The sequence below is a fragment of the Sandaracinobacteroides sp. A072 genome, from assembly GCF_052616365.1.
Window position 1 is genome coordinate 1 of record NZ_JBQXGU010000004.1, and the last position, 25,620, is coordinate 25,620.

Genomic DNA, 25,620 nt, shown 5'->3' on the forward strand with positions numbered 1-25,620 from the left:
TCCGCTTCATATCCATCCGACTCCTTCAAGGACCGGACTCTACTCAAACCTGGAGGAAATCCACGGGCTCAGACCAAACTGCCGCTCGCGAAGAGCCTCGGCTCATCACGCATCGGCGCCATCAGCTTCACCTCTTACTTCGGTCCCAACGTTACCGAGGGGCTTGCAATGATTGAAAAGCGGGAGTCTGAACTGAACAACATCGCATGTCTCGGATACGAGAACGGCGAACGGGTGCTCTGGGGAGCCGCTCAGCGACGGGGTAAGGTATGGCAGCAGCGGTCTGGCAATGTTGCCGAATGGATCGATTGGACCCGCGCTACTTGGGCGAAGGTGCAACAGCAGAACGGTGACGAGAGCAACATCGTCGAGGATTTCCTGCGACCTGAGAAGATCGATGCCCCTTGGTCTTCACCGCCCATCGCAGCCATGTGGGGCGAACAGGCACAGCTACGCCTCAACGATCGGCAGGCCGTCACATTCGATGGGGCGACAGTGCCGCTGTACCTGGTCGATCTGGCAATCGACGAACCTGATGCCGATGGAGCCATTCCAATCCATATTCAATCCGGCCAATTAGATTCTGTCTACCGCCTTCGAATTGATGCCAAGCTGCCCAAGGGATATGAACACGAGCATGTTTCGGGGCCGGAAGTGCGCTTCTGCAAGGGGAACGATGCCCCTATTGCGCTCGAGGAATATCTTCAAAAAGATCCTTTTCTAATCCGCTATGCTGATGGCACCTACTCCTACAATTGCTACCATATCCCAGTTCGGCTGGACGCTGGACAGTTCGACAAATCCCGGCTGGAATCTTGGGATTGGAGCGGCATCCCACTCAATCGCGAGTCAGCCGGCAAACTGGTCGACCGTTCCACCATCCAATATTACACTTTTCAGCAAATTGAGGCCGAGTTCGACGTCGTTTTCAATGACGACGGTTCTGGCGAAGCGGCAGATCTCGTATGCCTCAAAGACGTCGACGAGGAAACGATCCGTCTGTGTCTTGTACATTGTAAGAACGCGCACGGCGGTGCTGTTACTCAAGACATCCGCAACTTCTATACCGTCTGTGGCCAGGCTCAAAAAAGCATCGTAGCAAAACATCAGGGCCTGCCGAGACTCTATCACGACCTAAAACGCCGCCATGAACTCTGGGCGCAAGACGGCTACACACGTTTTCTCAAGGGGGGAATGAAAGAGCTCTCCTATTTCAAGGAGAAGGCGAGGCGCGCGCGCCTCCGGTTCGAGATGATACTCGTTCAGCCCGGCGCATCGGCATCAAACATGAACAACGACGCCCTTCTGCTGCTGGGCACGACCGAGCTATATCTCAAAAAAACCACCGAGGCCGAACTACGAGTAATTGTTTCGCCCTAGGGAAAATAGACCACGGACCGTCTGGGGGATCATACATCACTGGACGCTCCAATTAGTGGCCGCGGCCCGCAGGAATGTCCCAGTTCCAGCTAAATCCGAAAGGTGTCCACATCCTCGTCAGGCTCTTCCAGCAAACGCACCCTTGATGACCTTCCCGCCATCACGGATGGTATCGAGGTAGTCGCTCCACCACTGCGCCATGCGGACGCGCTCATCCCAGTGTTTGCCGCGGTGATAAACGCCGCGAACGGCATTGCTGTCACCGTGCGCCAAGCCGCGTTCAATCGCATCCGGATTCCAGAGGCCGCTTTCATTCAGCATGGTGGAGGCCGTAGCCCGAAGACCATGCGCGGTGACTTCGTCCTTGGTGAAGCCCATTCGTCGGAAAGCGGCATTCAGGGTGTTTTCGCTCATCGGGCGGACGGACGCGCGAGCTGACGGAAACACATACCCTTCGGTGCCAACCATCTCGGCAAGTTCCTTGAGATATCCGACTACCTGTTTGGACAACGGCACGGCATGTGGGCGGCGCGCTTTCATCTTTCCCTCTGGGATGCGCCAGACGCCTTCGTCGAGGTCGATCTCCTTCCAATCGGCGTGCCGCAGTTCGCCAGGGCGTACAAAGACATGAGGTGCGATGAGCAGGGCGTACCGGGTAATGAAGTTGCCAGTGTAGTCCTGGATTGCGCGCAGCAGTCCACCGAGATCCTTCGGCTCAAGGATCGCTGCATAGTGCTTTGCCTTGGGCGTTATCAGCGCCCCGCGAAGCATGCTCGTTGGGTCGCCTTTGCAGCGCGTCGTGGCAACCCCATAGCGGAACACGCGGCTCGCAAAGGACCGGGTCTTTTTGGCGGTCTCGTGCTTCCCCTTCGCCTCGAGGCGCTTGAGGGGAGCCAGCACTTCGAACGGCTCAATCTCGTCGATCGGACGGCTGCCGATGGCGGCCGTCAACTGGTCGAGGAAGAAGTTGGCCTTAATGATGGTCGCATCCGCGCGACCGTTCTGCACCATCATCTCATCGATGTACTCGCGTGCCACCGCCTCGAATGTCTGGGCGGAAAGGAATTCCGAACGGATCTTCTGCTTTCGCTTCTCCATCGCCGGGTCACCGCCTGCCGCGACTTTGACCCGCGCCTCATAGGCCGCTTGGCGTGCGTCCTTGATATTGATTTCGGGATAGGAGCCGATCGAGAGCTTCTTTTCGACGGCGCCGATTCGATAGCGGAACCGCCAGAGTTTTCCGCCCGATGGGGACACCTCGATGTACAATCCGCGGTCGTCGGCGACCTTGTACGGTTTGTCCTTTGGCTTGAGTGCGCGAAGCCGGGTTTCGGTCAGAGGCATGGGCGGGCCTTTTCCCAATGTGGTTTTCGCAAAGGCCCGTAAAAGGCCCGCAAAAATGTGCGGAACCCCCGAGAAAAGGCGGGACGATCCGGCACGATCCAAGGGCCAATTCCCTTGGATTTCTGCGGGTTTAATACACTTACTGGGTTCTTCTGAGAAGAACAAATGGTGCCCAGAAGAGGACTCGAACCTCCACGGCCTTTCGGCCACAGGTACCTGAAACCTGCGCGTCTACCAATTCCGCCACCTGGGCAAGGTGCCGTTCGCATGTGCGAGGCCGGGTCGTTATGAGGGCCGGAGGCGATTGTCAACCGGGCTTCGCAAAGGCTAGAGGCTTCTGCATGAAACCAGCGGTCATTTCCGGGCTCGAAGCGCCCCTTCTCCCCAAGGGGGGTCTCGTCACCATCATCGGCGGTTCGGGCTTCATCGGCGCCGCCGTAACCGAAGTTTTCGCCCGTGCAGGCTGGCGTGTGCGAATCGCCTGTCGCAATCCGGATCGTGCGATGCGGCTGAAGCCGCTGGGCGATCTGGGGCAGATCGGCGCCGTCAGGGCCGATGTGCGCGTGCCCGGAAGCCTTGCTGGGGCCGTCGCCGGCTCCGATGCCGTGATCAACCTTGTCGGCATTCTGGACGAACGTGGCGGCCAGCGCTTCGCCGAGGTGCAGGCGCGCGGTGCTGCCGTCGTGGCCCAGGCCGCCGCCGCCGCCGGATGCCGGGCCTTCGTCCAGATGTCCGCCATCGGCGCAGATCCTGACAGCCCCTCGGCCTATGGGCGGAGCAAGGCGGAAGGTGAGGCCGGTGTGCTTTCCGCCTTCCCCACGGCTGCAATCCTCAGGCCGAGCCTCGTTTTCGGCGCCGACGATGGCTTCACCAACCGTTTTGCACGGCTGATCGCGGGGGCGCCCTTCGTTCCCGTGGTTGCGCCCGCCACACGGTTCCAGCCGGTCTTCGTCAGCGATGTGGCCGATGCTGTCGCCGCTGTCGTGGCGCGCCAGATGGAAGGCCAGCCGGGCGGCTGCTGGGAGCTGGGCGGGCCGGATGTGCTTTCCATGCGCGAGATCATGGCCTTCATCGCCCGGGAAACCGGGCATGAAAAGCCGCTGGTCGATGTGCCCGATGCAGCGGCCGGGCTTCTGGCTGCTTTTTCCTTCCTGCCGGGCGCTCCCATCACTCGCGATCAGCTGCTCATGCTGCAGAGGGACAATGTAGTCTCCGCAGGCGCTTCCGGCCTTGCCGAACTGGGAATCATGCCCATGCCCATGGCTGCCGCAGCGCCCGCCTGGCTTGAGCGCTACCGCCCCGGCGGCCGCTTCGCGAAAGCGGCCTGAGGCAGGCTGGCGGGTCGCTCGGCCTCCGCCAGCCACGTACACCATGCCACGACAATTCAAGGATGATGATGGAACTGACCCCCTTGCTCCAGGCTTTCCTTCTCGGCCTTGTCGAGGGTCTGACCGAATTCATCCCGGTCTCATCCACCGGTCACCTGATTCTCGGCGCCGAGTTGCTGGGCTTCAAGGGTGAAGGATCGGCGGCCTTCAAGATCGCCATCCAGCTTGGCGCCATCCTGGCCGTCATGGTGGTCTACTGGAGCCGATTCTGGGGGGTGGCGCGGGGCCTTCTCGGCCGGGATGCCGGCGCCATTGCCTTCACCCGCAACATCATCCTTGGCTTCGTGCCTGCCATGCTCGTTGGTGTGGTTGCCTATGAAGGCATCCGCGCGCTGCTGAACAGCCCCGAAACCGTGGCGGTGGCCCTGATTGTGGGTGGCATCGCGATTCTCCTGATCGAGCGCAGCATTCCAGTCCGCGTGGAAGGCTCCGTCGAGGAACTGGGCTGGAAGACTGCGGGCGGCATCGGCATCGTCCAGTGCCTTGCGATGGTGCCCGGTGTCTCCCGCTCGGGCGCGACGATCATGGGCGCGCTGCTGATGGGTGTCGACCGGCGGACCGCTGCGGAGTTCAGCTTCTTCCTGGCTGTTCCCACCATGAGCGCCGCGACAGTCTATGCCCTCTGGCAGGAGCGAGACGTCCTCGATTTCAATGATATGACGCTCATCGGGGTCGGTTTCGTCACGGCCTTCCTGGCAGCGCTTCTGGTTGTCCGCTGGCTTGTGGGCTTTGTCAGCCGCCACGGCTTCGCGCCCTTTGCATGGTACCGCATCATTCTGGGGTCTGTCTCTCTGGTCTGGTTGATGACACGATGACCCGCACCCCTGCCCGGCTGGCGGGGCAGCCCACGAGGGCCTTTGCAAGGAGTTTCAATATGGTGATGGCAATGAAGGGGCGCTTTCCCGTGCTTGTGGCAGGCTTTGCCCTGCTGGCGGCCAGCCCGGTTCTGGCGCAGTCCGCTGCAACCACGCAGGCGGCCACGGCCCTTGTCGACCTGCTGACACCGCCCGCGGCCCAGAAGGCCGGGCTTGACAGCCAGCTGCAACAGATGCGCGAGGGCGCCGCCATACGCTCGATGCTGCGCAACAGCCCACAATACCGGGCCGAGGCCGCCAAGAACCAGCCCGCCTTCAAGGCGGCCATAGCCCGCATGGGCGCGATGCAGGCGGATGCGCTAGGCCCTGTCATGCGCGAAATGCAGCCCGTGTCGCGGCAGCTGACGATCGAGGCCTATGCCCGCGAGTTCACCGAGGCCGAGCTCAAGGCCATCACGGCCTTCTACAGCTCGCCTGCGGGCATGAAGCTGCGGGCGCGGCAGCCGGCGGTTCTGGCTGGCGTGAACCGCCAGATCCAGCAGCGTTTCGGCCCGCGCATGCAGGCCGCCGAAAAGGCCATTGCGCCGAAGCTGGATGCCGAACTGCGCAAGCTGTTCCCGTCGGCCACGGGCGCCCCGAAATAGGGGCTGGCCGAATGGCGCTGTCCAGCATGGACAGGCCTGGCGCACTGGTGCGCGCGCAGGCGCTCGCCCTTCCAGGGGCCTGGGCTGACAACCCATGGGGCGCGGAAGCGTTCAAGGTTGGCCGCAGGATCTTCGCGCTTCTGTCCTCTGGGGCAATCGCGCCGGGGCAGACGGCGGCTGCAAATGCCGGTCTCTCGCTACTGCTGAAGCTGCCCGCTTCCGCCGACTTTGCCCTGATGTTCAATGGCTGCACGCCCGCGCGCTATGGTTTAGGCCCTCATGGATGGGTGGAATGCCGCCTGATGCCCGCCGAGGCGGGGGACATGCCGTTCGACCCGGATCTGATTCCGGGCTGGGTCGTCGAAAGCTACAGGGCCGTGGCCCCGAAGCGGCTGGTGCGCGAACTGGGGTGAGATGGCTGCCGTTTCGTGCGGAGGCGGCTCAGTCGAACAGGCTGGAAACCGAGCTTTCGTCGGAAATCCGGCGGATCGCTTCCCCGATGAGCGGCGCGATGGTGAGCACGCGGATCTTTTTCGCCTCGCTCACGGCCGATGTTGCGTGAATGCTGTCGGTGATGACCAGTTCCTTCAGCGCCGAGCCTTCGACGCGCGCAACGGCTCCGCCCGAAAGAACGCCATGGGTCACATAGGCGGAAACGCCGGCCGCGCCCGCGTCCATCAGCGCCTTGGCGGCATTGCACAGCGTGCCGGCCGAATCGACGATGTCGTCGATCAGGATGCAGAATCGGTCACGCACGTCGCCGATGATGTTCATCACTTCCGATTCGCCCGGCCGCTCGCGCCGCTTGTCGACGATGGCGAGCGGGGCATTGTCGAGGCGGCGTGCGAGGGCGCGGGCGCGCACCACGCCACCCACGTCGGGCGAAACCACCATCAGCTTGCCCTGGTAATCCGGGTAGCGGGCCTGGATATCGGCTGACATCACGGGGGCGGCGAAGAGATTGTCCACCGGCACGTCGAAGAAGCCCTGGATCTGACCGGCATGAAGATCGACGGAAAGCACGCGCGATGCGCCTGCTTCGGTGATCAGATTGGCGACGAGCTTGGCCGAAATCGGCGTGCGGGGTCCGGGCTTGCGGTCCTGCCGGGCATAGCCGAAATAGGGGATGACCGCCGTGATCCGCCGGGCCGATGCGCGCCTGAGCGCATCGATGCAGATCAGCAGCTCCATCAGATTGTCATTGGCCGGCGCCGACGTGGATTGCAGCACGAACATGTCCTGCCCGCGGACATTCTCATGGATCTCGACAAAGATTTCCTCGTCGGCGAAGCGGCGCACGCTGGCCGCCGTCAAAGGAAGTTCGAGATAGCGGGCGATATCTTCCGCCAGCTTGGGGTTGCTGTTGGCTGCAAGCAGTTTCATTCGACCGGTCCTTGTGCTTGCGGGGGGCCTAGCCCAAACGCCTGCGCCCGACAACGGGCTTGAGCCGTGAAAGCCGCTTTCCCGCGTCGCCGGACCCGTTCAGCCCTTTGCGGCGCGCGCGCCTGCCAGCGAATGGCGCTTGCGCCATGCGAGCGCCGGCTTTTCCACGAAATGCCATGAAGCCGCCGCCACCAGCATCACCGGCAGGATGCTCGCCAGCCCCAGCACCCACCAGCTGCCGATCCCGAAGGCCATCACCAGCAACTGGAGAATCGGGAAATGCCAGAGATAGACGCCGTAGCTGAAATCGCCGCCGCCCAGGAAATTCGGCTTCGGCAGGCGCACCATGCCTGCCCAGACGGTCAGATAGGTCAGTGGCGGCCCTGCCGCCAGCCACAGCAGCGCCCCCTTGCGCGCCGAGGGGTCGACAAGGGTGCCGATCGCCATCACCGCCACGAGCGACAGGGCCGCCAGCCGCCAGTCCAGCGGAATGCGCCCCCGCGCGAGGTAGAAGATGGCGCCCAGCAGGAAGAAGGGAATGATCTTCGAGCCCTGTGCGAAATGCGGCGACCGGACGAGCATCTCGACAGGACCGGGAAGCGTGCCCACTGGCGCCCACTGGCCAAGAAAGGCGAGCAGGAAGATCAGGGCGAACAGAAGCGTGAGCGCCCACCAGCGCCCGGCCAGGCCCAGGATCATCAGGCCCGCGACCATGAGATAGCACAGGATCTCGTGCGGCACGGTCCACAGGCTGCCGTTCACCACCCGCGCATAGGGGTTCGCCTCGAAGACGCCGGGCAGGTCGAAGGAGACCAGTCCCAGCCCTGTCGCGAGATAGCGCCACAGGCGACTGCTTTCGAAATAGATGCCGGGCGGAACCGACGAGATCAGCGGCCCGACGGCGAGCGCCATCAGCCCCACGACGACGATCAGCGCGGGGAAGATGCGGGCCACGCGGTTCATCAGGAACGGTCCCACGGGCACGCGCGTTGCGCTGGCGATCACGAGAAAGCCCGAAACCGCGAAGAACATCGGCACCATGGAACTGACGATGAACCAGAAAGGCGTCGCCTCGATCAGCCGGGCGCTGCCGGCGGTGATCGGAAAACAGTGCCAGAGCACGACCCCCGAAGCCAGGAAGAGCCGCACGAAATCAAAGCCCGGCCCGAAGCCGCGATGCTCTTCCAGTGCCAGTCCCAGGGTCTTCATGGTCGTTTCTGTCTCCCCGGCGTTTCAGATCATTTTCGCGACAAGGGCGCAAATGGCAACCAGCAGCGGTATGCCGGCAAGATTGAGGATGAAGCCTGTCCGCACCATCTGGCGCACGCTCACCTCACCGGTTGCATAGGCGATGGCATTGGGGCCGGTTCCAGCCGGCATCATGAAGCCCCAGGACGAGGCAAGTGCCGCGCACATGGCGAAGAACAGCGGGTCGGCCCCCGTGGCGAGGATCACCGCCGCGACCACGGGCACGAAGCCCGACGCGGTGGCCACATTGCTTGCGAATTCGGTGACAAGGATGATGGCCGCGATCATCAGGGCGGCAAGGCCCCATGCCGGCAGCGCCGAAAGCCCCGAGAGGCCGGCGCCGAGCCATGCAGCAAGGCCGGATTGCGAAATGGCGCCCGCCAGCGCGAGACCACCGCCGAACATCAGCAATATGTCCCAGGGCACCTGCTTCAGGGCATGCCAGGGCAGGAGCGGGCCGCCGCCCGAGGCCGGCATGGCCAGCAGAAGTAGGGCCGCCGCAATGGCGATCATGCCGTCATCGATGCGCGGCAGGCCGAGCGCCGGGCCGGCAAGCGGCGTGAAAATCCAGGCAAGGACGAGGGCCGAGACCACGGCAAGGACATGCTTTTCGTCCTTGCCCATGGCCGGCAGCCGTGTCGCCGGCCCGATGCGGGGCAGGCGCGTGCCGGGCGCCGGGCGGAACATCAGCAACAACAGCCCGGCAGCCAGCGGCACCGCGAGGATGACGAGCGGCAGGCCGAACATGGCCCATGTCAGGAAATCGATCCTGAGGTTCAGGCTGCGCTCGATGATTCCGGTGGCGATCGCATTTGTGGGGGAGCCGACAAGCGTGCCGAAGCCGCCAATGGTTGCCGCATAGGCAACGCCCAGAACCAGAAGGGTCGTCAGGCCGGAATGGCCGCCGGCCTGCGCACCGCCTTCGGCGCCGATCGACCGCGCCATCGCCAGAGCGACTGGCATCATGATGAGCGCCGAGGCCGTGTTCGACACCAGCATCGAGGTGATGGCCGTGGCCGCCATCAGGGCGAGCAGAAGGCCCGCCGGCGAGTCCGGCGCCATCCGCGCGATGCCAAGGGCAAGGCGCCGGTGCAGGCCGCGCTGCTCCAGGGCGATGGCGACGATGGCGCCCCCGAGCACCAGGAAGATGGTGGGGGACCAGTAGAGACCGGCGATCTCGTCAGGCTCCATCACCCGCATCACGGGCAGCAGCAGAAAGGGCAGGGTCGCCGTCATCGACAGGGGCAGCGCCTCCGTCAGCCACAGCGTCGCCATCAGCAGAGCAAGCGCCGCGACCGCCCAGCCATCCGGCCCCAGCCCGGCGGGCGGCGGCAGCAGCCTGAGGACGAGAAAGCCCGCGACGGCCAGGGCGATCACCAGCGGCCGCGGCGAACCGGCGCGCGCGGCGGTTGATTCATGCGCCGTCATCCCGAAGCGGGCTTAGCGGTTGCGGGCCAGCGCGCCGATGCGCCGGGGGGGCAGCCTGTACAGCGGCTCCACAGGTTGCGCCGGCGCTTTCGCGGGCGCCCGCTGCTGCTGTCGCCAGTGCAGCGCCAGGATCATCGCCGTCAGCATGAAGGCGAGGAACTGCGCGCCTTCGGAGCTCAGCACCGAGCGGGTGAAGAGGAAGATGAAGAGGCTGACTGCGGCAGGCCCGGCAATGTCCTCGTCCCGGTTTTCCGAATTGATGTAGACCTTGGCCCCGGTGATCGATCCGGCGATGAACAGCCCGAGGAAGATGAGGAAGCCCGGAATGCCATAATCGATCAGCAGGTTGATGAAGTAGCTGTCGATCGTGGGGATGCCGGCGAGGTTCGTGTAGGGCACGTGAATACCAACCGTGTCCACGCCATATCCGAACGGGTTCCGGATGATCTTGGGAATGGCCATGTCCCACTGGGCATCCCGGCCCGCATCGCTTGCCTCATGCTCGCTGCCGCCCAGAACCCTGACCCGGATTCGATTGACCGACAGGATCACGGACAGGAACGCGAGGCCCGCAGCCGGGAAGCCCCAGAACATGGCCGCCGACAGCACGTCGCGCTTGTGGAAATTCTCCCGGAAGCGGCGCGCGATCCACAGGGCCGAGAAGACGCCCGTTGCAATCACGAAGCCCACCATCGAGGTGCGGGTGTTGGTCTGGTAGGCGGCGTTGAACAGCAGGGCGAAGACGGCGATCGCGAGGGCGAAGCGGATGGGTGTCTTCGCATGGAAGATGGCATAGAGCACGAAGGGCACCGAAACGGCGATATATTCGCCATAGGTGACCGATGTCAGGTAGATCGAGATCGCACGATAAAGGCCGCTTCGACGGCTGCCCTCGATCAGCTTGACCTGCACCTCCGGGTCCACGCCCAGCCAGCTGGGGATGCTGGTGGCCCAGAGCACCTGTTCCCGGCGGACTTCGGGTATCACCAGCAGCGAAGTCACGATGATGCCGATGATGAGCAGATACTGCATCCGCTGCGGCCGGCCAGGCCGGCGCATCACCCACAAGGCCATGAGGAACATGAAGTTCCAGACGAGCTGGTAATGGACCCACCGTTCCATCGTTTCCAGCCGGGCCACGAACAGCATGATGAACTGCAGGGCGACCCATGCCAGGAAGAGGCGGCGTATGGGCGTGCTCGACCGCAGCACCTCCCCGATTTCTCCGCGCACGCGCTTCGACGAGGAAATCGCGTAGAAGCCGAGCGCGATGATGACGAGGGCGACGATTCGCTGGAAGGAAACCCAGGGCAGGCCGGGAATGTTGAGCGCGATGTAATTGGGCCACATCAGCGCCACGGCGAAGAAGAAATAGAAGGTCCGCTCGATCGGCTTGTCGAGATCCGGGTCGGAATCGGGCGAAAGCCACAGCATGAACCCGATCAGGATCAGGATCGGCGTGAGCGGGATGAACAGGCCCGGCAGCCCGAACAGGGCCAGCGTGAGCCCCATGAACATCGCGGTTATGACAAGAAGCGTGACGGCAATGGTCTTGCCGGCAAGGTAACGGGCATCGCGCACCCTCTGGGTGTATGGTCTGAGAATCCGTGCCCTTTGCTCGCTCATGCCCGATTAGTAAGTCAGATGCGGCGCTTGCTCCACCCTGAAAACCGGCGCATCTGCGCTTTGATGGCCAAGGCAACAGTTTTTCACCTCGGGTTTCGCCGGCAGCACGGCAGAAAGTGGTCCGCATGAGCATCCTCGTTACCGGTGCTGCGGGCTTCATCGGCCATCATCTTTCCCGCGCGCTTCTCGATCGCGGCGAGACGGTTGCCGGGATCGACAACCTGACACCCTATTACGACCCCGCCCTCAAACGCGCGCGCCTCGCCGGACTGGACAGGCCCGGCTTTCTCGATCTGCGGGTCGATTTCGCAGACATGGCGGCCCTCGATGCCGCGATCGCCAGGGCATCCGCGAAGCTGGGGCCGATCAGCGCCATTGCGCATCTCGGCGCGCAGCCGGGCGTCCGCTGGTCCATCGACCACCCCCATGCCTATGCCCATTCCAATCTTGCCGGGCATCTCAACATGCTGGAAGTGGCGCGGCGGCTGCGGGTGCCGATGGTCTATGCCTCCTCCTCGTCAGTCTATGGCGCCAATGCGAGCCTGCCTTTCCGCGTGGAGGACAGGACGGATCATCCCGTCTCGCTCTATGCTGCCACCAAGAAGGCGGACGAACTGATGAGCGAGACCTACGCCCATCTCTACCGCATTCCGCTCACCGGCCTGCGCTTCTTCACCGTCTACGGGCCATGGGGCCGGCCGGACATGGCCGTCTGGCATTTCACCGAAAGCTGCCTGAAGGGGCAGCCGGTCCGCATTTTCAACCATGGGCGCATGCGGCGCGATTTCACCTATGTCGATGACATCATCGCCGGCGTGCTTGCCTGTCTTTACCGGCCCCCGGCTGATGACGGGCAGGAAAAGCCCGGGGGAAGCCATGCCCCCCATGCCCTCTACAACATCGGCAACAGCCGTTCCGAAGAGCTGATGCGCCTTGTGGACCTGATCGAGCAGGCCTGCGGCCGCCGGCTGGAAAGGGAATTTCACCCCATGCAGCCCGGAGACGTGCCCGACACCTATGCCGATGTCTCGGCGATCGCCCGTGATCACGGCTTTGCCCCGTCCACGCCCATCGAGGCGGGAATCCCGCGCTTCGTGCAATGGTTCCGCGGCTGGTCCGGCCTCTGACCGGCACGCGTTGCCACCGGCACGCCGTGCCGCTAGGGCAGGGCGAGCTTGCCCGACCGGGCCGAGAATAGGGAATTCCCGCCGCGATGCCGCCCGCCAACAGCCTGTTCAGGACAGTCCTGCGGCTTGCGAAATCGCCTGCCCTCATGGCCTATGCCATTTCAGGCAGTGTCGCCGTCGCGTCCTTCCTCTCGACCTTCCTGCTGGCGCGGATCTCCGGCGCGGCGGTGATCGGCCATTATGCGCTCGCCATATCCACGGTGAACCTGCTCGCCAGTCTTGCTCTGTTCGGCCTCGATCGCATTCTCATCCGCCAGGTCGCCGGCGACCTGCGCGAGGGCGCAAGCGGGCAGGCCCGCGCCGCCATCGGGGCCATTGCAGGCCGGGTGGGCCTGATGGCGCTGGCCGTTTCCATCCTCTGGCTGCTGGTCCTCTTCTTTACCGGCCTGAATGACTGGCTCGAGGGCGATTTCCTCTCGATGGCGCTGGTCGGGGCCGGCATACTGGTCGTGCCGTTCCTGCGCCTCGGCTATTCCGCCATCCGCGCCAATGGCATGCCGGTCCTCGGCCAGTTCTTCGAGGCCCTGCCCACCCTGCTGCTGCCACTTGCCTTCGTTTCGCTCTGGCTGGCGGGCGAAGCGCCCGGCGAAGCCTTGGCAACGGGCCTCGTGATCGGCTTCCAGGCGCTGGCCACTCTGGGCTCCTGGCTGCTGATGGCGCCGCGCATCCGCGCCTGGGACGAAGGGCGCGACATCCCGGCCGGCCTGTTGTGGACAGGCACGCCGCTCATGGCCGGCCTTTTTCTCCAGCAGCTGACGGACTGGGTGATCCTCGCGAAGATCTCCTCGTCCATGGATGCAGCCGATGTCGGGGCCTTCCGCGTATCCTTCCAGGTCATCACCATCATCCTCACCATCGTGATGACATCGGAAACCTATGTCGCCCCGCGCATCGCCGGGGATGTCCGGGTGGGGCGCTACGACCTTGTCTGGCGCCGCCACCGCCGGGCCACGGCGCTGATGGCGGTGCTGGCGTCGCCGGTCGTGCTTGTTTCGCTGCTGGCGCCGGGCTGGCTGCTGGAAACCGCCTTTGGGCCGGAATTCGCTGTCGCCGCCACGGCGCTAGCCATCATGGCCGTCGGCCAGGTGGTGCATGTGGCGCGCGGGCCACTGGGTGCGATGCTGACCATGGCCGGCCATGATGGCGTGCAGCTGAAGCTCACCATCCTCGGCGTCGTCGTCGGCCTTGTGGCGAGCCTGACCCTGATCCCGCTGTACGGGCTGACGGGCGCGGCGCTGTCGCAGGCGCTGCCGCTCGTGGTGCGGGGGCTGGGTGCGTGGATCATGGCGCGCCGGCTCATCCCGCGCCATGCGGTGGGTGAAGGCTCTGGCCTTCAGCCGTGATTCAGGCCTTCAGCCGTGATCGGGAACGGCCCGCGCCCCCCAGGGGCCGGAAATATCTTCCAGCGTCACGTCGATCACTTCGGTTGAAAGCTTCAGCATCGGCCCGCCTGCAAAGCTGAGGAGCAGCGCATCGCCCGCGTCTTCTTCTGTCAGCGCAAGCAGCGCAAGCACCCTGTCCTGACTTTCAGGCCATGCGCGGCGGCGCACGGCGTCAACGAAGCTGATCCGCAGGGCCGAGCGGATGCGCGTGGGCGCGCGGTCCCTGTCGGCGGCTTCGTGGCGGAAGCGGTTGCCCAGCAGCACCAGTTCGCGCCGGCGGGGAAACCAGCCGATGTCCCCTGTCTTCACCGCCATGTCCTGCACAAGGGCCGAGATCGCCGCGAGGTCGTCGCGGTCCTCGGCCCGCAGGTGCAGGCGCTCAGTCACCGCTCACCCGTTCGATGTCCGCGCCGACCGCCTGAAGCTTTTCCTCCAGCCGCTCATAGCCCCGGTCGAGGTGATAGACCCGGCGCACGATCGTTTCCCCTTCGGCGGCAAGCCCGGCGATCACCAGGCTCATCGAGGCGCGCAGATCGGTTGCCATGACCGGCGCGCCGGTCAGTTTCGGCACGCCGCGCACAAAGGCCGAGCGGCCGCGCACGGTGATGTCAGCCCCCATGCGCGCCAGTTCCGGCACGTGCATGTAGCGGTTTTCGAAGATGGTTTCGGTTAGCACCGAGGCGCCTTCGGCTACCGTCATCAGCGCCATGAGCTGGGCCTGCATGTCGGTCGCGAAGCCGGGCCAGGGGGCAGTCTGCGCCGTCACGCCGTGCAGGCCATCAGGCCGGCTGACGAGGAGGCCGTCGCGCTGGTCCTCGAAGCGGACGCCGGCTTCCTCGAGCACGGGAAGCGACGAGCCGAGCAGCTCGCGGCTGGCGCCCACGAGCAGCAGCTCGCCCCCGGTGATGGCGGCGGCGCAGGCATAGGAACCGGCCTCGATCCGGTCGGGCATCACGGCATAGGTCGCCCCATGCAGGCGGTCGACGCCCTCGACCAGCAGCCGCTCGGTGCCGATGCCCTCGATGTGTGCGCCCATGGCGACGAGGCAGCGGGCGAGGTCCACGATCTCGGGCTCGCGGGCGGCATTTTCGATCACCGTCTCGCCCCGGGCGAGAACGGCGGCCATCAGCACATTTTCCGTCGCGCCCACCGACACCACGGGAAAGATGATGCGGCCGCCGCGCAGCCCGCCCGATGGCGCGCGCGCGCGGACATAGCCCGAGGTCAGCTCGATCTCCGCCCCCAGCGCTTCCAGTCCCTTCAGGTGCAGGTCGATCGGGCGGTTGCCGATGGCGCATCCGCCCGGCTGAGATACGGTAGCGACTCCTTCGCGCGCCAGCAGCGGCCCCAGCACAAGGATCGAGGCGCGCATCTTGCGCACGATGTCATAGGGCGCCGTCGTCGAGGTGATGCGATTGGCCGACATCGTCATCACGCGGCCGAAATCCTCGGGCCGCGAGCCCTGGGTATGGGTGGATGCGCCGAACTGGTTCAGCAGGTGGCCGAAGGTGTCGACATCGGCGAGGCGTGGCAGGTTCCGCAGCGTCAGCGGCTCGTCCGTCAGCAGGGCGGCGGGCAAGAGGGTGAGGGCGGCGTTCTTTGCGCCGGAAATGGGAAGACGCCCCTTGAGCGTCTTGCCGCCTGCAATGCGTATCTGGTCCATAAGGCAGGATGAATAGCGGCGGCGCGCCCGCTACGCCACTTCTGATTGGGCCCTGCCTTCCGTTGCCCCGGCCCCCACAGGTGCGGGGAAGGGCAGCTGGAAAGGGCCATGACCTTGAGAGGGGAGCATCCGATGATCGAACTGTGGCATTGCGCCGACGCGCGCTCGTTCCGCCCCTTGTGGATGCTGGAGGAGATGGGCCTGCCCTATCGCCTGCATCTCCTGCCCTTCCCGCCCCGCGTGCGCGCGCCGGACTATCTCGAGATCAACCCGCTGGGCACCATCCCCTATCTGCGCGATGCGGATCAGGCGCTCACCGAAAGCAGCGCCATGCTCGTCTATCTGGCCGAGCGCCACGGCCCGACACGGCTGCATGTGCAGCCGGACGAACCCGCCTATGGCGCCTGGCTGAACCTCCTGTTCCAGTCAGACGCCACCTTCACCTTCCCGCAGACCCTCGTGCTCCGCTACCGTGTCTTCGAGCCGGAAGAGCGCCGCCAGCCGCAGGTTGCAGAGGATTATGCCCGCTGGTTCACCGCCCGGATGGGCTGGGTGGAACAGCTTCTGTCCGATGGCCGCGAATGGCTGGTGGCCGGCCGTTTCACCTCCGCCGACATTGCTGTCGGCTATGCCTGCCTGCTGGCGGGCGTGCTCGGCCTTCTCGACGGGCTCGGCCCGCAAACCCGCGCCTGGTGGGAACGCTGCCAGGCCCGCGATGGTTACCGGAAGGCCCGCGCCGCACAGGAGGCGGCGAAAAAAGGGTAAACCGCAGGCAAGGCGCGGCCGCCCGTTTGCTGAAGCGCGGAAAGCCGCCCTTTCCATGGATTCACCGATCCTGAATCGCGGCTCTGAGCCAAAGGTTAGCGGATGCCCGGCATGGCTCCCCCGCTGGCAGGATGCCGCCTGAATGCTGCCATCCGTTAACCGATTCACTTTTTGAAACATCAGCTTGTGCGCCCGTCCCCGTTGATGCCGGGGCGCTTGTCGCGCTTCCGGCCCGAAAGGACGGGAGAAAAGGACGATGAGCCAGTTCGCGAAGCTGATGCGTGCGGCAGGGTCGCTGCCCGCGCTTGTGGTTGCAGCCGCCGCGCCCGCTGCCCCTCTCATGGCCGAGGGGCGCATCTTCCATGTCGATCATGCCGCCGGGTCGGACACGGCGGATGGCCTTTCGCAGGCAACGGCCTGGAAACATGCCCCCGGGGACAGCCGCGCCACCGGCAAGGCGCGCAGCACGGTTCTGGCTGCCGGTGACGTGGTGCGGTTCCGGGGTGGCGTGCGCTATCGTGGGTACATGGTGCCGCGCGCCACCGGCACGGCCGAAGCGCCGGTCGTCTTTGACGGTTCTTCCTGGGGTCTTTCCCGCGCCATCATCGATGGCAGCGAGCCGCTTTCGGGCGTGCGGCAATGCCAGTCGGCCGCGGACTGCCTCGGCAACCCGGCCTGGCAGACCCTGTGGCGGGCGGATCTGCCAGCCGGCGTCAGCTGGACCGACTGGCTGTTCGTCAATGATACGCCGCTGCAGCCGGCCCAATATCCCGACCTGCCGCCCGAGCGGGCGGACAGGGTGGCCGAGTATCTCGCCATTCCGAAGGCGCAGGCAGCCGAAGTCCTTGCCGGCACCATCCGCCATCCGCTTCCGCACGGTCTCGAAAGGGGCATGCCGGTGCTGGGCCTCTGGGTGAAGCCCAATGTGGTCGCCTTCACGACCGACATGCAGGTGAACGCAAACGGCGTCACGCTCGATCCCGCCACCGCCCGCTTCGATGGTGGCACCTACAATCCCTACACCGACCGCGACGGCCGCTTCACCATCATGAACGCACCCGCCATGGTCGGCCGGCCGGGCACCTTTGCCATGAGCCCGAAGGACGGTGTTGTCATCTTTCGTCCGGGAGGCCGGCATGTATCCCATGTCAGCGTCGGCGGAAGGCGCGGCGGCTTCAACCTGTCGGCTGCCGAACATGTGCGGGTCCGCGGCTTTTCCTTCGCCAATTTCGCCGGCGCCAGGGGGGTGCACGCCAGTGGCATCGCCATCCTCACCAACAGCGGACGGCCCGGCATCGAGATCCGCGACAACGGCTTCCGGGGCGTGGTTAACATGACCGCCGGTTTCGGTGCGGTTCACACCATCAACGCCCGCAAGCTGAAGGTCTTCCGCAACCAGTTCACCGCCATGCCCTGGACCTCGGCGGTGATGGTGGACAACAGCCCCGGGCCGTCGCTCGTGCAGTGCAACCGCATCAGCATGCTCGGCCGCACCGGCATCCGGCTGAACAATGCCGCCAATGGCACCGTCAGGGCAAACCGGCTGTGGGGCATCAACGGCCCGCACGGCAATGGCATCACCATCTACAACGACAGCCGCAACGTGCATGTCACCCATAATGTGGTGACGGATTCGGCCCGCCCCTTCACCACCCATGGCCCCGCGAAGGACTGGCATGCCGATGGCATGCCCGGCGTCAGGGTGGCGAACAATGTGTTCATCGGCAACAGCATGGCCGATGGCGCCGCCAGCAGCTGGGGCCGTTCGCGCAACCTCGCCCTGATCGACAATTTCCTGTCAGGCCCGCGCTTCGCCCTGAAATTCGCTTCCACCGACCAGAGCGCCGATGCCCGCGGCAACATCGTGATCGGCGAGGTGGTGATGCCGAAGGGGTCGGGCCTGTTCGACCCGGGGGCGAACAGCATGCACCCCGTGGACGGCAATGGCGCGATCCTGACCGCCGCGCGCGAGAATGACGACGTGCCTGAAAGCCACTGCCGCTGAGCCGTGCCTGCCCCGCCCATGCTGCGGGGCAGTGCCGTGCCGTGCCGTGTCAGTCTGGGCTGCGGCTGGTGGTGCGCTTCATCCGGCTGGCCGGTACGCTGCAGCCTTCCTCGCCGAACTGGCCTGACAGCGCGGCCGCCATCGACAGGCTCTCGCCATTGTCGCGGATCACCCAGCCCGGCGGGATGGGGCCGCGCGTCTCGATGCCGTTGGTGTCATTTCCGGTCACGCGCACGTCGATGTCGCCCTGGTTCAGCATCAGGCCGAATTTCGGGCCGATCAGCACATTCCCGCTGATCTCCACGTCCCGCATGTTGCGGCCCCAGCTGTTGATGGCGGCCTGCCCGTCCGGGGTCGAGATGAAGATGTTGTCGATGATCCGAAGCCGGTTCGGGATGTCGGGTTCCCGGCTGCCATGGAAGGTGAGCGGCCGGGGCGAGGCGATGACACAATTGCCTTCGACAAGAATGTCGCGGTTGGCGAGATAGATGGTGATGGCGTTGCTGTGCACGCCCTGGATTTCGGCCAGCACATTGCCGCGCACCAGCGCGCCCTCGACCCCGAGAAGACCGATGCCGGCCCGGCCGATGCGGCGGATGACATTGCCCTCGATGCCGAGGTTGCGCGGCGTGCCGCCGGTTGCCCGGATGCCGGAGCCAAAGGCGATGTCCTCGATCCGGTTCGCGGTGATGCGCACGCCCTCGGTGCCGAACAGGTGGATGGCGCCGCCGCCATGTTCAAGCGCTGCCGGTCCGATCCGGTTGCCGCGTATCTCGATATGGCTGGCCTTGCCGGAGAAATCCGTCAGCGCGCGCCCCTCGCGCGCAGCCTTGCGGCTGCCGGCGAGGTTGCGGAAGGAAAGGCCCGTGATCCGTACATGGGACTGGCCGCCGAACTCGATTCCGTGGCGGCCATTGCCGATGGACAGGGTGCCCGCCCCGTCACCCTCGTGCAGCCGCGCCACGCCATGCCCCGGGCCGAGGAAGACAACCGTTCCGGGCTGGTTGAGCCCGGCGAAGCTGCCGTTCAGCGCAACGGCCCCGTCGCGGTTGGGATAGAAGCTTAGCCCGTCCGCCGGGAAGCGGATGCTGTCCCCCTCGACCGAAAGGACAGGCCGCCGCTCGACCACATTGGGCAGCACCCAGAAGGCAAGTTCCATCTGCCCGCCGCCCGCGCGTGCGGCCGCCGCCAGCGCCGGCGCTTCCAGAATGCCCGCTTCCAGCTGCGCGCGCTGCGCTTTCGAAACCGGCGCGAAGGTCATCCGGTCATCGACGAACAGTGCATTGGGCGGCGCCGGAAGCTGCGAGAGGATGTAGGGGCCTTTCTGCCCGAACAGGATGATGCGCCGGGTTGCGGGGGGGCTGAAATCCAGGCGGTGCAGTTCCTGCCATTGCGCAGCGCCGCCGCAGTCCGCCGCATCGCGGCAGGGGCGGACACTGCCGACAGGGTCCGAGCCATCGATGATGCCCATGCCCTTGCCCCAGCCAAGGCCGGTGTAGGTGATGGGCTTTTCCGCCGTGCCGCTGTGCTGCAGGTGGATGCGGCCGCGATAGGGCACGCCGGCCCGGAACAGGACCGTATCACCGGGCGCAAGGCGGGCGGAGGCTGGCCTGCCGGTGGCTTCCGGATCGCCGGGGGCATGTTTCCAGGCGGTTTCGGGGCTTGTCCCGTCGGCGGCGTCATTGCCCTGTGCGAAATCGACATGCCATGTCGCCGGGCCATCGGGCCGGCCGGCGGCGCCCGCCTCGGCACAGGCGGCCAGCAGGCCGAGGGCGAGAAGCGGCGCCCGTTTCACGAGCGGACTTCCCGGCTGGCGACATCGGCCAGAAGCAGCGGGCGGTAAAGATGCGGGAACAGCGCCCCTCCCCGCGATTCCTCCCAGCGCAGGGCGGGGTCGTCCCCGGCGCGGATTTCCGCGATGACAAGCCCGCGTTCGCCGGAGAAATGCCGGCTGATCGAGCCTTCGAGCTGTTCGCCGGTGGACAGGTGGATGAACCCGTCGCGCAGGTCGTCGGCGGAGCCTTCGAACCGGCCCCCGGCTTCGAACGCGGCCCACTCACCGGCGCGGAAGATCTTGTAGATGGCCATGGGGCCAAGTCTGGCCTTTCGGCTCGTGCCGCACAAGCTTTGCGTTGCGGGCCCGGCTGTTCGTGCCCGTGTCTTTTCCTGCCCGGGCCCCTCCCGAGTCTGGCGCTTCACGGCCCGTGCGGCTAAGCCCCGGCTGGTCATGGCACAGGCTGAAACCCCATCCGGCCCGGCGCGCGGCCCTGTCCGCTGGACGCTGGTGATCCCCTATTACAACGAGGAGCGCTGGCTTCCGGCGACGCTCGAAAGCCTGTCGAACCAGACGTTGCGGCCCTTCCGGCTGGTGCTGGTGAACAATGGCTCCACCGATGGCGGGCCGGAACTGGCGCGCCAGTGGGCGGCAAGGCAGCAGGGCATCGAAGTCAGCCTGATCGACGAGCCGACGCCGGGGCAGGTCCATGCGCTGGCCGCCGGGATCGCGGCTGCCGCAAGCGAATGGCTGGCGATCTGCGATGCCGATACCTTCTATCCGCCGCATTATCTCGAAGCCGCCACGGCCAACATGGAAGCCGCCGGGCCTGACGTGGTCGGCTTCATCGCCCATGATGTGCGCGGCAACCCCGATGCCCCGCGCTGGCGGCTGAAGCGCTTTGTCTACACCCATGTCATTCCCCGCATCCTCAGGCGGCAGGCGCATGGCGGCGGCTATGCCCATCTGATGCGCACGGCGCCCTTCAAGGAATCGGGCGGCTATTCGGCGGCGCTCTGGCCCTATGTGCTGAAGGATCACGAACTCGTGAACCGGCTGACCCGGTTCGGCCGCATCGCCTATGCCTCCGACCTCTGGGTTACGCCATCAGACCGCCGCGCCGACCGCAAGGGCGTGCGCTGGACACTGTTCGAGCGCATCCTCTATCATCTCACACCGCCCGCCACGAAGGACTGGTTCTTCTACCGCTTCCTTGGCCCCCGCTTTGCCGCGCGCGGCCAGAAGGATACGGTGCTGCGGGCGCAGCCCTGGGAGGGCGGCAGCAGCAAGGAGCAGGCCAATGACACTGCGCATAGCGGCACGCGCGCATGACCTGGGCGGCTTTTCCGTTGGCCGGGTGCTGCCTTCGCCCCGCCGCCGCACGGTCGGGCCCTTCATCTTCTTCGACCACATAGGACCGGCGGATTTCCAGCCTGGCCAGGGAATCGATGTGCGTCCGCACCCGCATATCGGGCTCGCCACGGTCACCTATCTTTTCGAGGGCGCGCTCGGTCATCGCGATTCGCTGGGCACGCAAATCGATATCGGGCCGGGCGCGGTCAACTGGATGACAGCCGGGCGCGGCATTGCCCATTCGGAGCGTACGCCGCCAGCCGAACGCGCGCGCGGCCATCGCCTGCACGGCATTCAGACCTGGGTGGCGCTGCCGAAAAGCCACGAGGAAATGGCGCCCGCCTTCGCGCACCACGAGTCGGGCAGCATCCCGCAGGTCGAACTGCCGGGCGGCACGGCGCGCCTGATCGCCGGCCGGCTGTGGGGGGCGCACTCCCCCGTCGAATATCCGCACCCCATCTTCCAGGCCGAACTGCGGCTGGAACCGGGCGCCCGGCTGGCGCTTCCCGCGAACTGGGGCGAGCGCGCGCTCTACATGGTGGAGGGCGCCGGCCGGCTGGGCGATGCCGCCATGGCCACGCGCGAAATGCTGGTGGCCGATGATGGCGCCGACAGCCTGTTCGAGGCGGATACGGCCTGCCACCTGATGCTGTGCGGGGGTGCGCCGCTCGACGGGGCACGGCATGTCTGGTGGAACCTCGTGGCGAGCGACCGGGCGCTGATCGAAAGGGCGAAGACAGAATGGGGCGAAAGGCCCCTTGCCGGCCATTTCGGGCCGATTCCGGGCGAGACGGAGCATATTCCGCTGCCGGATTGACGGCCGGTCCATGCCGTTTGATGCGCTTGCGCCCTGTCCCCCCTTTGCTTGGGGGCGGAAAAGGCTTATCTTGCCCATGTTCGCCCGGTCGGCCTGCAAGGCTGGCGGGGCAGATTGAAACGAAAAGCACCGAAACAGGAAAGAAGGAGAGACGACCATAAGACCGCCGATGATGAGGCGCCCGATCGGGCCGGCCCCGCAACCGTTGAACGGCCCTCGATACAATGAATGGATCAACGTGCCCAAGGTGCGCGTGATCGATGAAAATGGCGAGAATGTCGGGGTGCTGGCCACCCGAGAAGCGGTCGCCATGGCGCAGGAAATCGGCCTGGATCTGGTCGAGGTGAGTCCGAACGCGGACCCGCCGGTCTGCAAGTTCCTTGATGTCGGCAAGTTCAAGTATGAAAGCCAGAAAAAGGCAGCCGCCGCCCGCAAGACCCAGAAGGTGCAGGAGATCAAGGAGATCAAGATGCGCCCGAACATCGATGACCATGATTATGAGGTCAAGATGAAGTCGGTGAAGAAGTTCATCGAAGAGGGTGACAAGGTGAAGCTGACCCTGCGCTTCCGTGGCCGCGAACTGGCCCATGGCCAGCTTGGCCTGAAGCTTCTGGAACGCGTGCGTGACGATTCCCTGGAGTATGCGAAGATCGAGCAGCTGCCGCGCATGGAAGGCCGGCAGATGCTCATGATCATGGCGCCCAAGCCCGTCTGATACCGCCCCGGCCTGATTTCCGGTCTGGCGATGCAAGATCAAGGCCCTGAACAGGCGCCCGGCACCCCTGATGGTGCCGGGCGCCTTCTCTTTGCGCACCTTCCGGCGCCCTGCTTCCCGTCGGATCATGGCATCGGCCCGGCGCGGATGCTGCAAGCTGGCAGTATCGGCCCGTTTCCCTGAGCGCCAAGCCGCGCCATAGACGAGCCATGCAAAAGGCGATTTTCCAAAGCATCCGTCCGGCCCCGGCATCAGCGGTAACGGCCCATTCCATTCCGTCCCGGCTGAAGCGCCGTCTTCCTTTCCCGGCCCTGCTGGCGCTGGCCCTTTGCCCGGCGGGCTTTCCGGCTTACGCCCAATTCGCGAGTGAGCCTCGCCAGGATCTGCCGATCCGCCCTGGCCTTGCAGCCGAGCCCGCCGATCCGGTCGAGCCGGGCCTCTCGGATGTGCTGCTGTCAGGTGCGCTCGAAGGGCGCGGCATTGTCACGCCGCTCGATCTCGCCGGGCACCTCCCCGGGCTCGACGGCGCCGATGGCCCGGGCGGGCCGAAGCTGTCGCTTCGTGGCCTGGGCGGCGGCGAGCCGCTGGGCCAGCTTGCCCCTGCGCTCGGCCTTTTCGTGAATGATGTTCCTGTCCCGCTCGATGCGGCCATGGGGCTGATGCTGTTCGACGCCAAGGGTATCGAGCTGCTTCGCGGCGGGCAGGGCGCGCGGCTGGGGGCCGGCACGACGGCGGGCGCACTGCGCCTTTCCCTCGCCGCCCCGCGTGACCGGATTTCCGGCCAGATCGAGGGCGGCTTCGGAAAATACCGCCGCCGCCTTCTGCGCGCCTCGGTGGATCTGCCGATGTCGGATTCCATCGGCTTCAAGCTTTCCGCCTATGCCGACACGGACGAAGGCCATGCCCGCAACCTCGTGACAGGCGAGCGGGTGAACGAAAACGACCGCACCGGCATCCGCCTCGCCGGCCGGCTCGATGCGACCGATGAACTCGGATGGACAGTCGCTGTCGCCTCGGTGCGCGAACGTGGCGAGCGCCTGCCGTCTGTCCGCTGTGGCCCGGCTGACCCGGGCGACTGCGGCGGCCGCCGCGTGTCCACCGGCCTTTTCGAATCAGATCTGCCCGGCCCGGACCAGTCCGCCTTTCCGCTTGCCGGGGGCAAGGCGGCCTTCACCCTCGGCCGCGAGACAGAGGCGACCCTTCTCACCTCCAGGCTGGCGTGGGAAGGCGAATCGCTTGGGCTTGCGCTCGTCAGCGGCCATGTCGACAGCCGCAGCCGCTCCGCGCTCGATCTGGCCGATGGCCGCGCCTTTCCCGATCTCGCCACGCCCATCCAGCCGGCGCGCGGCTTTGCCGAAGGCGGCTACACCTGGCGGACGGACCGCCGCGAAACGCGCGACTTCCACGATCTCAGCCTGTCGGGCACCATCTGGGTCGATGTGATCAACTGGCGTGTCGGCGGCCAGCTGGAAAATGTCCGCACCCAACTCGACCGCGCCGACCTCAGGACCTTCGATGACGGCAGCGCCACGGGCGTCCCTGTCCTCCTGGCCGATCGTCTGGTCACGATGCGCCGCGAGGCGCTGGCGGGCTATGGCCTCGTCGATGTGCGTCTGGCCAGTTTCGTGGCGCTGACCGCTGGCCTTCGACACACGCGCGAAACGCTCACCCTCGGCGGCGCGCATGCACCCGGCATCCCCACCCGCCAGCGCGACGGCATCTGGACTCCGTCCTTCGGTTTTTCGGTCCGGCCGAAGGAATGGCTGGGCGTCTTCTACAGCCTCGGCCGCGGCTACCGGCCCGGTGGCTGGGCGATCGCATCGCCCACGCCCGAAGGGGTGCGCCCCTTCGCGCCCGAAGCCGGCACAACCCATCAGCTTGGCGCGCGCGGAACGCTTTTCGATGGCGCGCTCGATTACCAGCTGGCGGGCTTTCTGATGAACATCGAGGATGCGCAGGTGGAAAGCGCCGCGCTCGATCCGCTTTCGGGTGCGCTCCTCGTCGATGCCTTCAACGTCGGCCGTTTCCGCAACCGCGGGGTGGAGCTCGACCTTGCCGCCCGCCCGGCGAAGGGCCTGTCCCTGTGGGCCAGTCTTGTCTGGCAGAAGGCCCGCTACCGCCTCGGCGATTCGGATGTCGCCAGCCAGCTTGCCGATTGCCGGGCCGACCTTGCCGCCGGCTTCCTGCCGCTCGCGCCTGCCCCCTGGGCGGCAGCCAGCTGCGCGCGCGGCGTCGTCACCGCTGACGGGATGCTTGCCCGCCCGGCCAATGCGCCAGACTGGCGCTTCAGCGTCGGTGGCAGCTGGGAGCATCCGATCCCGCCTGCCGGCATCACCCTCGTGCCCACGGTCCACATCAGCTGGCGCGACCGGGAGGAGCTTTCGGCCTCGAACGCGACCATCCGCTCCGGCGTATCGACGCCTGCCTTCGATGGCACGGTCTTTGCTGCCAATACGCTTTCGGGGCCTGCCGTCACGGGCTCGGAAAGCGGGCCAGCGCTCATCGTCAATGCCGGAATCGCCGTCCGCACCGATGACGAGACCTGGCGGCTCAGCCTGGAATGCATGAACTGCCTTGACCGGACGCTGGCCGAATCCGCGATCGCCGGGGTCGAGACGCTGAACATGCCGCGAAGCTGGGTGCTGCGGGCGCGTCGCCAGTTCTGAGGCTGGGCTCGAAGCTGGCCCTTTCCGGGCTTTCCCG

The 25,620-nt window shown here is 65.8% G+C and carries 22 protein-coding genes and 1 tRNA gene; 13 read left to right on the forward strand and 10 right to left on the reverse strand.

The window, feature by feature from the left end:
* Nucleotides 1–1,380, forward strand: a 1,380-nt coding sequence (locus ACUJ46_RS11085; RefSeq protein ID WP_445390558.1) for a hypothetical protein, incomplete at its 5' end; no start/stop codon positions are given.
* 117 nt (nucleotides 1,381–1,497) lie between these two features.
* Here the strand turns inward: ACUJ46_RS11085 and ACUJ46_RS11090 are convergent.
* The gene (locus ACUJ46_RS11090) at nucleotides 1,498–2,724 is read right to left on the reverse strand and encodes a tyrosine-type recombinase/integrase (protein WP_445390559.1); all 1,227 of its coding nucleotides are present in this window, start codon (nucleotides 2,722–2,724) and stop codon (nucleotides 1,498–1,500) included.
* A gap of 166 nt (nucleotides 2,725–2,890) precedes the next feature.
* A tRNA-Leu gene (locus tag ACUJ46_RS11095) sits at nucleotides 2,891–2,977 on the reverse strand.
* A gap of 88 nt (nucleotides 2,978–3,065) precedes the next feature.
* Between ACUJ46_RS11095 and ACUJ46_RS11100 the strand changes: the two genes are divergently transcribed.
* The 4 genes from ACUJ46_RS11100 to ACUJ46_RS11115 all read left to right on the forward strand — a co-directional run bounded on the left by ACUJ46_RS11100 (nucleotide 3,066) and on the right by ACUJ46_RS11115 (nucleotide 5,984).
* Nucleotides 3,066–4,052, forward strand: a complete 987-nt coding sequence (locus tag ACUJ46_RS11100; RefSeq protein ID WP_445390560.1) for a complex I NDUFA9 subunit family protein — start codon at nucleotides 3,066–3,068, stop codon at nucleotides 4,050–4,052.
* Nucleotides 4,053–4,120: 68 nt separating this feature from the next.
* Nucleotides 4,121–4,927 carry an undecaprenyl-diphosphate phosphatase gene (locus tag ACUJ46_RS11105; protein WP_445390561.1) on the forward strand — a complete coding sequence of 269 codons (807 nt, stop codon included), beginning with the start codon at nucleotides 4,121–4,123 and terminating at the stop codon, nucleotides 4,925–4,927.
* A 59-nt stretch (nucleotides 4,928–4,986) separates the two neighbouring features.
* On the forward strand, nucleotides 4,987–5,571 hold the full coding sequence (locus ACUJ46_RS11110; RefSeq protein ID WP_445390562.1) for a DUF2059 domain-containing protein: 585 nt from the start codon (nucleotides 4,987–4,989) through the stop codon (nucleotides 5,569–5,571).
* Nucleotides 5,572–5,582: 11 nt separating this feature from the next.
* Entirely contained in the window at nucleotides 5,583–5,984 is a 402-nt protein-coding gene (locus ACUJ46_RS11115) for an MmcQ/YjbR family DNA-binding protein (protein WP_445390563.1), read from the forward strand.
* 28 nt (nucleotides 5,985–6,012) lie between these two features.
* Here ACUJ46_RS11115 and ACUJ46_RS11120 read toward each other — a convergent pair whose 3' ends face one another.
* The 4 genes from ACUJ46_RS11120 to ACUJ46_RS11135 form a co-directional block, all read right to left on the reverse strand.
* Entirely contained in the window at nucleotides 6,013–6,954 is a 942-nt protein-coding gene (locus ACUJ46_RS11120) for a ribose-phosphate pyrophosphokinase (protein ID WP_445390564.1), read from the reverse strand.
* 99 nt (nucleotides 6,955–7,053) lie between these two features.
* The gene (locus ACUJ46_RS11125; RefSeq protein WP_445390565.1) at nucleotides 7,054–8,163 is read right to left on the reverse strand and encodes an acyltransferase family protein; all 1,110 of its coding nucleotides are present in this window, start codon (nucleotides 8,161–8,163) and stop codon (nucleotides 7,054–7,056) included.
* Between the two features lie 24 nt (nucleotides 8,164–8,187).
* Complete coding sequence (locus ACUJ46_RS11130) at nucleotides 8,188–9,630, reverse strand: SLC13 family permease (protein ID WP_445390566.1); 1,443 nt, start codon at nucleotides 9,628–9,630, stop codon at nucleotides 8,188–8,190.
* Between the two features lie 12 nt (nucleotides 9,631–9,642).
* On the reverse strand, nucleotides 9,643–11,256 hold the full coding sequence (locus tag ACUJ46_RS11135) for an O-antigen ligase family protein (RefSeq protein ID WP_445390567.1): 1,614 nt from the start codon (nucleotides 11,254–11,256) through the stop codon (nucleotides 9,643–9,645).
* 125 nt (nucleotides 11,257–11,381) lie between these two features.
* Between ACUJ46_RS11135 and ACUJ46_RS11140 the strand changes: the two genes are divergently transcribed.
* Together ACUJ46_RS11140 and ACUJ46_RS11145 are read left to right on the forward strand one after the other, a co-directional pair.
* Nucleotides 11,382–12,383, forward strand: a complete 1,002-nt coding sequence (locus ACUJ46_RS11140; protein WP_445390568.1) for an NAD-dependent epimerase/dehydratase family protein — start codon at nucleotides 11,382–11,384, stop codon at nucleotides 12,381–12,383.
* An 86-nt stretch (nucleotides 12,384–12,469) separates the two neighbouring features.
* Complete coding sequence (locus ACUJ46_RS11145; RefSeq protein ID WP_445390569.1) at nucleotides 12,470–13,786, forward strand: hypothetical protein; 1,317 nt, start codon at nucleotides 12,470–12,472, stop codon at nucleotides 13,784–13,786.
* A gap of 9 nt (nucleotides 13,787–13,795) precedes the next feature.
* On the opposite strand, the gene ACUJ46_RS11150 is transcribed toward ACUJ46_RS11145, so the two are convergent.
* Both ACUJ46_RS11150 and murA read right to left on the reverse strand, forming a co-directional pair.
* Nucleotides 13,796–14,212: a DUF2948 family protein gene (locus tag ACUJ46_RS11150; protein WP_445390570.1), complete on the reverse strand. Its 417-nt coding sequence runs from the start codon at nucleotides 14,210–14,212 to the stop codon at nucleotides 13,796–13,798.
* Entirely contained in the window at nucleotides 14,205–15,488 is a 1,284-nt protein-coding gene (gene murA, locus ACUJ46_RS11155; RefSeq protein ID WP_445390571.1) for a UDP-N-acetylglucosamine 1-carboxyvinyltransferase, read from the reverse strand. Before murA ends, ACUJ46_RS11150 begins: the two co-directional genes overlap by 8 nt.
* A gap of 132 nt (nucleotides 15,489–15,620) precedes the next feature.
* Between murA and ACUJ46_RS11160 the strand changes: the two genes are divergently transcribed.
* Together ACUJ46_RS11160 and ACUJ46_RS11165 are read left to right on the forward strand one after the other, a co-directional pair.
* Complete coding sequence (locus tag ACUJ46_RS11160) at nucleotides 15,621–16,253, forward strand: glutathione S-transferase family protein (protein ID WP_445390572.1); 633 nt, start codon at nucleotides 15,621–15,623, stop codon at nucleotides 16,251–16,253.
* A 256-nt stretch (nucleotides 16,254–16,509) separates the two neighbouring features.
* The gene (locus tag ACUJ46_RS11165) at nucleotides 16,510–18,258 is read left to right on the forward strand and encodes a right-handed parallel beta-helix repeat-containing protein (RefSeq protein WP_445390573.1); all 1,749 of its coding nucleotides are present in this window, start codon (nucleotides 16,510–16,512) and stop codon (nucleotides 18,256–18,258) included.
* Nucleotides 18,259–18,307: 49 nt separating this feature from the next.
* Here ACUJ46_RS11165 and ACUJ46_RS11170 read toward each other — a convergent pair whose 3' ends face one another.
* Nucleotides 18,308–20,053 (reverse strand): right-handed parallel beta-helix repeat-containing protein, encoded by a 1,746-nt coding sequence (locus ACUJ46_RS11170; protein ID WP_445390574.1) that lies wholly within the window; start codon nucleotides 20,051–20,053, stop codon nucleotides 18,308–18,310.
* Entirely contained in the window at nucleotides 20,050–20,346 is a 297-nt protein-coding gene (locus ACUJ46_RS11175) for a DUF952 domain-containing protein (RefSeq protein ID WP_445390575.1), read from the reverse strand. Before ACUJ46_RS11175 ends, ACUJ46_RS11170 begins: the two co-directional genes overlap by 4 nt.
* A gap of 139 nt (nucleotides 20,347–20,485) precedes the next feature.
* Between ACUJ46_RS11175 and ACUJ46_RS11180 the strand changes: the two genes are divergently transcribed.
* From ACUJ46_RS11180 to ACUJ46_RS11195, 4 genes are all read left to right on the forward strand, one after another.
* A complete protein-coding gene (locus ACUJ46_RS11180; protein ID WP_445390576.1) occupies nucleotides 20,486–21,364 on the forward strand; it encodes a glycosyltransferase family 2 protein in 879 nt (292 codons plus the stop codon).
* Nucleotides 21,333–22,202 carry a pirin family protein gene (locus ACUJ46_RS11185; protein ID WP_445390577.1) on the forward strand — a complete coding sequence of 290 codons (870 nt, stop codon included), beginning with the start codon at nucleotides 21,333–21,335 and terminating at the stop codon, nucleotides 22,200–22,202. The genes ACUJ46_RS11180 and ACUJ46_RS11185 overlap by 32 nt, the downstream gene beginning before the upstream one ends.
* A 169-nt stretch (nucleotides 22,203–22,371) precedes the next feature.
* The gene (gene infC / locus ACUJ46_RS11190) at nucleotides 22,372–22,917 is read left to right on the forward strand and encodes a translation initiation factor IF-3 (RefSeq protein WP_445390578.1); all 546 of its coding nucleotides are present in this window, start codon (nucleotides 22,372–22,374) and stop codon (nucleotides 22,915–22,917) included.
* Between the two features lie 209 nt (nucleotides 22,918–23,126).
* Complete coding sequence (locus ACUJ46_RS11195; protein WP_445390579.1) at nucleotides 23,127–25,583, forward strand: TonB-dependent receptor; 2,457 nt, start codon at nucleotides 23,127–23,129, stop codon at nucleotides 25,581–25,583.
* Nucleotides 25,584–25,620 lie beyond the last annotated feature (37 nt).

Excerpts from the sequence above, each read along its gene's own strand:
- ACUJ46_RS11090 (WP_445390559.1), bottom strand. The coding sequence starts at position 2,724 with ATGCCTCTGACCGAAACCCGGCTTCGCGCACTCAAGCCAAAGGACAAA.
- ACUJ46_RS11100 (WP_445390560.1), top strand. The coding sequence starts at position 3,066 with ATGAAACCAGCGGTCATTTCCGGGCTCGAAGCGCCCCTTCTCCCCAAG.
- ACUJ46_RS11105 (WP_445390561.1), top strand. The coding sequence starts at position 4,121 with ATGGAACTGACCCCCTTGCTCCAGGCTTTCCTTCTCGGCCTTGTCGAG.
- ACUJ46_RS11110 (WP_445390562.1), top strand. The coding sequence starts at position 4,987 with ATGGTGATGGCAATGAAGGGGCGCTTTCCCGTGCTTGTGGCAGGCTTT.
- ACUJ46_RS11115 (WP_445390563.1), top strand. The coding sequence starts at position 5,583 with ATGGCGCTGTCCAGCATGGACAGGCCTGGCGCACTGGTGCGCGCGCAG.
- ACUJ46_RS11120 (WP_445390564.1), bottom strand. The coding sequence starts at position 6,954 with ATGAAACTGCTTGCAGCCAACAGCAACCCCAAGCTGGCGGAAGATATC.
- ACUJ46_RS11125 (WP_445390565.1), bottom strand. The coding sequence starts at position 8,163 with ATGAAGACCCTGGGACTGGCACTGGAAGAGCATCGCGGCTTCGGGCCG.
- ACUJ46_RS11130 (WP_445390566.1), bottom strand. The coding sequence starts at position 9,630 with ATGACGGCGCATGAATCAACCGCCGCGCGCGCCGGTTCGCCGCGGCCG.
- ACUJ46_RS11135 (WP_445390567.1), bottom strand. The coding sequence starts at position 11,256 with ATGAGCGAGCAAAGGGCACGGATTCTCAGACCATACACCCAGAGGGTG.
- ACUJ46_RS11140 (WP_445390568.1), top strand. The coding sequence starts at position 11,382 with ATGAGCATCCTCGTTACCGGTGCTGCGGGCTTCATCGGCCATCATCTT.
- ACUJ46_RS11145 (WP_445390569.1), top strand. The coding sequence starts at position 12,470 with ATGCCGCCCGCCAACAGCCTGTTCAGGACAGTCCTGCGGCTTGCGAAA.
- murA (WP_445390571.1), bottom strand. The coding sequence starts at position 15,488 with ATGGACCAGATACGCATTGCAGGCGGCAAGACGCTCAAGGGGCGTCTT.
- ACUJ46_RS11160 (WP_445390572.1), top strand. The coding sequence starts at position 15,621 with ATGATCGAACTGTGGCATTGCGCCGACGCGCGCTCGTTCCGCCCCTTG.
- ACUJ46_RS11165 (WP_445390573.1), top strand. The coding sequence starts at position 16,510 with ATGAGCCAGTTCGCGAAGCTGATGCGTGCGGCAGGGTCGCTGCCCGCG.
- ACUJ46_RS11175 (WP_445390575.1), bottom strand. The coding sequence starts at position 20,346 with ATGGCCATCTACAAGATCTTCCGCGCCGGTGAGTGGGCCGCGTTCGAA.
- ACUJ46_RS11180 (WP_445390576.1), top strand. The coding sequence starts at position 20,486 with ATGGCACAGGCTGAAACCCCATCCGGCCCGGCGCGCGGCCCTGTCCGC.
- ACUJ46_RS11185 (WP_445390577.1), top strand. The coding sequence starts at position 21,333 with ATGACACTGCGCATAGCGGCACGCGCGCATGACCTGGGCGGCTTTTCC.
- infC (WP_445390578.1), top strand. The coding sequence starts at position 22,372 with ATGATGAGGCGCCCGATCGGGCCGGCCCCGCAACCGTTGAACGGCCCT.
- ACUJ46_RS11195 (WP_445390579.1), top strand. The coding sequence starts at position 23,127 with ATGCAAAAGGCGATTTTCCAAAGCATCCGTCCGGCCCCGGCATCAGCG.